This window comes from Natrinema sp. CGMCC1.2065, assembly GCF_051225675.1.
Lineage (GTDB): Archaea > Halobacteriota > Halobacteria > Halobacteriales > Natrialbaceae > Natrinema > Natrinema thermotolerans.
On sequence record NZ_JBPJSJ010000041.1, the window covers coordinates 1 to 2,192 of the forward strand.

2 protein-coding genes are annotated in these 2,192 nt (G+C 71.3%); both read right to left on the minus strand.

Features of this window, described 5'->3' with window-relative positions; all coding sequences use genetic code 11:
- Positions 1-605 (minus strand): putative sulfate/molybdate transporter (locus ACSBP4_RS19565; protein ID WP_435553203.1); only part of this gene is annotated, 605 nt, incomplete at its 3' end.
- A gap of 150 nt (positions 606-755) precedes the next feature.
- The coding region (locus ACSBP4_RS19570) for a methyl-accepting chemotaxis protein (RefSeq protein ID WP_435553204.1) at positions 756-2,192 on the minus strand (1,437 nt) is incomplete at its 5' end.

A 2,192-nucleotide genomic window follows, 5' to 3' on the forward strand; every position in this document is an offset into this window, starting at 1 on the left:
AGCGCTGGCCGCCCGGCAGGGAAGACCGCGAGCGCGGGCGCGGTCGGCGTCGGAACGCCCGCCGTCGCGACGGCCGCGACCGCGCCGAGCCCGAGGACGACTAGTGCGCTCGTCCGGGCGTGGCCGACCAGCGCCAGCAGGCCGACGACGGCGAGCCCGGCCGCCGCTATGGGGGGGTTCCCGACCGAGAGGTCGACCGCCGCCTCGAGCAGGAGCAGTGCGACGGCGAACTGGACGCCGCGGATGACGGGCTCGCCGACGATCCGCTGGAGCCGACCGACGAGCCCGAGCCGGCCGACGACGAGCAAGACCCCGCCGGCGAGCAGTCCGGCCGCGGCCAGTTCGGCGTAGGAAAGCGCGCCGACGATCGCCAGCCCGACCAGGGCCTTCATCGGCTCGACGGAGATCGGCAGGCCGTAGTGGAGTCCCCAGACGATCTGGAAGACGCCGAACCCGACCAGCACGTGGGGCAGCGAGACGCTCGTCGTCTCCCCGAGCGCCACCAGCAGCGGCAACACCGTAACCGAATCCCCTAGCGCACCCGTGAGTTCGCCCGCGGAGAACTCGAGGTCGCGATCGGCCCGCGACTCGACGGAGTACGCCATCTGTCCCCCGTAATTCGGGGACGGACTTGACTCTTGCCTGTAACTATTCTCCCTTTCGGGTCGGCGTAAGCGTAATCTATAGTGGTTATCGAACGGCGGGTCGGGACGCTCCCTCGAGCCGCGGGTCGGCGGCCGGCAGTCGGGTCGTCGCTATCGAGACGCGGTGCCGCCGTCGCCGATCGTCTCCGGCGTCGCGTCGGCCGTCGAGACGGCCTCCGGGTCGACGTCGTCGGCGGTCCGTGGCTCCGGCAGGTCGTAGCCGCTCTCGGTGTCGTAGGCCACGAGCTGTGCGTTCAGCTCGCCGGCCTGCTCGGTCAGGACGGTCGCGCTGCGGGCCACGTGGGAGAGTGCCTCCGCCTGGGCCGACGCCCGGCGGGCCGCTCGCGCCGAGGTCGACGCCGTCGCCGCGCTCGTCTCGGCGGCGTCCTCGACCAGCACGACGACCTGCTGAGTCGCCGACGCCTGCTCTTGGGTCGCCGCGGAGATCTCCTGGACGCCGTCGTTGGTCTCCTCGGCGAGTCCGGCGACCTCCTCGAGCGCGGTCGCGGCGTCCTCGACGTCGGCGACGCTGTCCTCGATTCGGCCGCGGCTGGTCCGGACCTCGTCGGCGGCGGCCATCGCCCGCTCTTTGAGTCCCTCGAGGCGCTCCTCGACGGTCTGGACCGAGTCGTAGACCTCCTCGGAGAGGGTCTGAATCTCGTCGGCGACCGCGCCGAAGCCCTCGCCGCCGGCCTCGCCCGAACGAGTCGCCTCGATGTTGGCGTTCAGCGCCAGCATGTTGGTCTGTTCGGCGATCTCGCTGATCGACTCGATCAGCTCGTCGATCCGCTCGGCTTCGGCCTCGAGCCCCTCGATCTCCTCGAGGGTCCGTTCGGTCTCGGTGTCGATCACGGCCATGCCGGTGATCGCGTCGCCCGCGGCCTCGCTTCCCTGCCGGCCGACGCGTGCGGTCCGGTCGGCGGTGTCGGCGACCTCGGAGGCGGTCGCGGCGATCTCCTCGACCGTCGTCGAGAAGTTTTCCATCTCGGCCGTAACGGTTCGTAATTGTTCGTTCTGTTCCCTGTTGTCCGCGACGACCTCGGTCAGCGCCTCGCTCGTGCGTTCGCCTTCCGCCTGTACCGCCTCCATGCTGGTCGTGAGTTCGCGACTGTAGGTGACGACCTCGCCGGAAAAGGACTTCAGCGTCCCGAAGGTGTCCTCGATCTCCGCGAGCATCGCGTTGGAGTTGTCGGCCAACTCGTCGAGCGATTCGTGGGTGCCCGGCCGCTCGAACCGCCGGGTGAGATCGCCCGCGGCGACCGCCCGCGTCGTCTCCGCGTGGGCCCCGACCGTCCGCTCGAGTTCGTCCAGCGACCGGTCCGTCCGGTCGCGTTCGGCCAACTGCTCGCGAATGCCGGCCAGCGACGACTCGAGGGCCGCGAACTCGTCCTCGCGGTCGCCGTCGAAGGAGTCGTCGTACTCGCCGGCCTCGAGGTGCGTCACCCGCTCGGTCAGGTCGGCGATCCCCTCGCGCAGCCGGTCGCGCTGGCCCGGCGCGGTTCGGGCGCTCGAGGCGGCGGCGATCCCGGCCGCGGTGGCGCCCGTCGC